The 3,198-nt window shown below is 69.1% G+C and carries 2 protein-coding genes; both read right to left on the bottom strand.

The window, feature by feature from the left end; translation table 11 throughout:
• Positions 1-257: 257 nt before the first annotated feature.
• Positions 258-1,880: a chaperonin GroEL gene (gene groL / locus AC08ON_RS04690; RefSeq protein WP_011438752.1), complete on the bottom strand. Its 1,623-nt coding sequence runs from the start codon at positions 1,878-1,880 to the stop codon at positions 258-260.
• 333 nt (positions 1,881-2,213) lie between these two features.
• The coding region (gene thrC, locus AC08ON_RS04685; RefSeq protein ID WP_476616520.1) for a threonine synthase at positions 2,214-3,198 on the bottom strand (985 nt) is incomplete at its 5' end.

The following is a 3,198-nucleotide window of genomic DNA, read 5'->3' as shown; positions in this document are numbered from 1 at the left end:
GCTTCCTGGGGTAGCCGGTCGGGGTCTTCGGCGCGGTGCGGGGACCTCTGGCATGGGGGTGGAGGCGGGGTTTTCGTCGGCTCGCCTTCGGCGAGCTTCCTGGGGTAGCCGGTCGGGGTCTTCGGCGCGGTGCGGGGACCCCTGGCATAGGGGCCTTCGGCCGTGATGCACGGGCGAACGCACGAGGGCGGCCCCGGGGGAACCGGAGCCGCCCTCGTCCAGATGGTGGTGCAGGGTACAGCGGGTGACGAGCTGGACTAGAAGTCCATGTCGCCGCCGCCGCCCGGGACTGCCGGGGCCGGGTTCTTCTCCGGCTTGTCGGCGATGACGGCCTCGGTGGTGAGGAACAGGCCGGCGATCGACGCGGCGTTCTGCAGGGCGGAGCGGGTGACCTTGGCCGGGTCGATGATGCCGGTGCCGATCAGGTCGACGTACTCGCCGGTGGCCGCGTTCAGGCCGTGGCCGGTCGGCAGGTTGCGGACCTTCTCGACCACGACGCCGCCCTCGAGACCGCTGTTGAAGGCGATCTGCTTGATGGGCGCCTCGAGCGCGAGCCGGACGATGTTGGCGCCGGTCGCCTCGTCGCCGGACAGGTCCAGCTTCTCGAAGGCGGTGATCGACGCCTGGAGCAGCGCGACGCCGCCACCGGCGACGATGCCCTCCTCGACGGCGGCCTTCGCGTTGGACACCGCGTCCTCGATGCGGTGCTTCTTCTCCTTGAGCTCGACCTCGGTGGCCGCGCCGACCTTGATGACGGCGACGCCGCCAGCCAGCTTCGCGAGCCGCTCCTGGAGCTTCTCGCGGTCGTAGTCCGAGTCCGACTTCTCGATCTCGTTGCGGATCTGGCTGACCCGACCGGCGATCTGGTCGGGGTCGCCGGCACCCTCGACGACGGTCGTCTCGTCCTTGGTGACAACGATCTTCCGGGCACGGCCGAGCAGGTCGAGCGAGGTGCTCTCGAGCTTGAGGCCGACGTCCTCGGAGATGACCTGACCACCGGTCAGGATGGCGATGTCGCCCAGGATCGCCTTGCGGCGGTCACCGAAGCCGGGGGCCTTCACCGCGGCGCTCTTGAAGGTGCCGCGGATCTTGTTGACGACCAGGGTGGCCAGCGCCTCGCCCTCGACATCTTCGGCGATGATCGCCAGCGGCTTACCGGTCTGCATGACCTTCTCCAGCAGCGGGAGCAGGTCCTTGACCGCGGAGATCTTGCTGTTGACGATCAGGATGTACGGGTCGTCCAGGACGGCTTCCTGACGGTCCGCGTCCGTGACGAAGTACGGCGAGATGTAGCCCTTGTCGAAGCGCATACCCTCGGTGAGCTCGAGCTCGAGGCCGAAGGTGTTGCTCTCCTCGACGGTGACGACGCCTTCCTTGCCGACCTTGTCGAGCGCCTCGGCGATGAGGCCGCCGATGGCCGAGTCACCCGCGGAGATGGACGCCGTGGAGGCGATCTGCTCCTTGGTCTCGACCTCCTTGGCCTGCTTGGACAGCTCCTCGGAGACGCGCTCGACCGCGACCTCGATGCCCTTCTTCAGCCCGAGGGGGTTGGCGCCGGCAGCCACGTTGCGCAGACCCTCGCGCACCAGGGCCTGGGCCAGGATGGTGGCGGTGGTGGTGCCGTCACCCGCGACGTCGTTGGTCTTCTTCGCGACTTCCTTGACGAGTTCCGCGCCGATCTTCTCGTACGGGTCCTCGAGCTCGATCTCCTTGGCGATGCTTACACCGTCGTTGGTGATCGTGGGGACGCCCCACTTCTTCTCCAGCACGACGTTGCGGCCCTTCGGCCCGAGCGTGACCTTGACCGCATCGGCCAGCTGGTTCATGCCGCGCTCCAGGCCGCGCCGAGCCTCCTCGTCGAAGGCAATGATCTTCGGCATGGTTTCTGGGTCCTCCCAGTGGGATGGCAGGTTCGATGGCCTGGCCCTAACGACGCCCGCGACGGACGGCTCCCGCCTGCTCCGGACCCGGGTGATGCACCTCGGACACAGCGCGGATCGGGCAGCCTCGCCGTTTCAGCCTTGGCACTCCCTAGGCGAGAGTGCCAGGTCTTGTTTAGCACTCGGCCTGGGTGAGTGCAAGCTGGCCATGGTTCCGCGTGCCCGACTCCGATCCCCCTGCGGCACCCCGCCGTCGTCCGCGGCCCTTCCGTTGGTCCGGCGTGGTCCACGAAGTTCGTCGAATGTGCTGTGCTGTGCCGTGCCGGGCCCGAGTCAGTCGTCGCCGAGGCCGGCGGCCTCGAAGGCGCGCAGCGACGGCTTGATCGTCGCGGTCGGTCCGCCCGTCTCGACGAGGGGGTCGAGCGTCTTCAGCCCATCGCCGGTGTTGTAAAAGACGGTTCCGGCGGCCGGGTCGAGCAGCCCCTCGCGCAGCAGCCTGCGCAGGGTGGCCACGGTGACGCCACCGGCCGTCTCGCCGAAGACGCCCTCGGCGCGGGCGAGCAGCCGGATCCCGTCGATGATCTCCTCGTCGGTCACGTCCGTGATAGCCCCGCCGGTCCGCCGAGCCACGTCGAGGGCGTAAGGGCCGTCGGCCGGGTTGCCGATCGACAGCGACTTGGCGATTGTGGCGGGCCGGACCGGGGCGACCGTCCCGACGCCGCGGGCGAACGCGGCGGCCACCGGGTTGCAGCCGGCAGCCTGCGCACCGAACACCCTGTACGGCGTCGGCTCGACCAGGCCGAGCCGGCCGAGCTCACCGAAGGCCTTGTCGATCTTTGTTAGCAGTGAACCGGAGGCGATCGGCACGACGACCTGCTCGGGCAGCCGCCAGCCGAGCTGCTCGGCGACCTCGTAGCCGAGCGTCTTGGATCCCTCGGCGTAGAAGGGGCGGACGTTGACGTTGACGAACGCCCACTCGTACTCTCCGGCCAGCTCGCTGCACAACCGGTTCACGTCGTCGTAGTTGCCCTGGATGGCGACCAGCGTCCCGCCGTACACCCCGGTGGAGACCGTCTTGCCAGCCTCGAGGTCGTGCGGTACGAGCACCACCGAGCGCAGCCCGGCACCGGCCGCGTGCGCCGCCACCGACTGCGCGAGGTTGCCCGTCGAGGCGCAGGCGACCGTGGTGAAGCCCAGCTCACGGGCGGCGGTGAGCGCCACGGAGACGACCCGGTCCTTGAAGGAGTGGGTGGGGTTGGCGCTGTCGTCCTTGATATAGAGCGTCTTCATCCCCAGCTCCGCGGCGAGCCTCGGGGCC

The sequence above is a fragment of the Frankia sp. CoWAU3 genome, from assembly GCF_977971855.1.
The sequence above is the reverse complement of the archived record's forward strand: the minus strand, read 5'-3'. Positions and strand labels throughout refer to the sequence as shown.

Bases quoted from the DNA above. Each gene is read 5' to 3' on its own strand.
- groL (WP_011438752.1), bottom strand. From the start codon at position 1,880: ATGCCGAAGATCATTGCCTTCGACGAGGAGGCTCGGCGCGGCCTGGAG.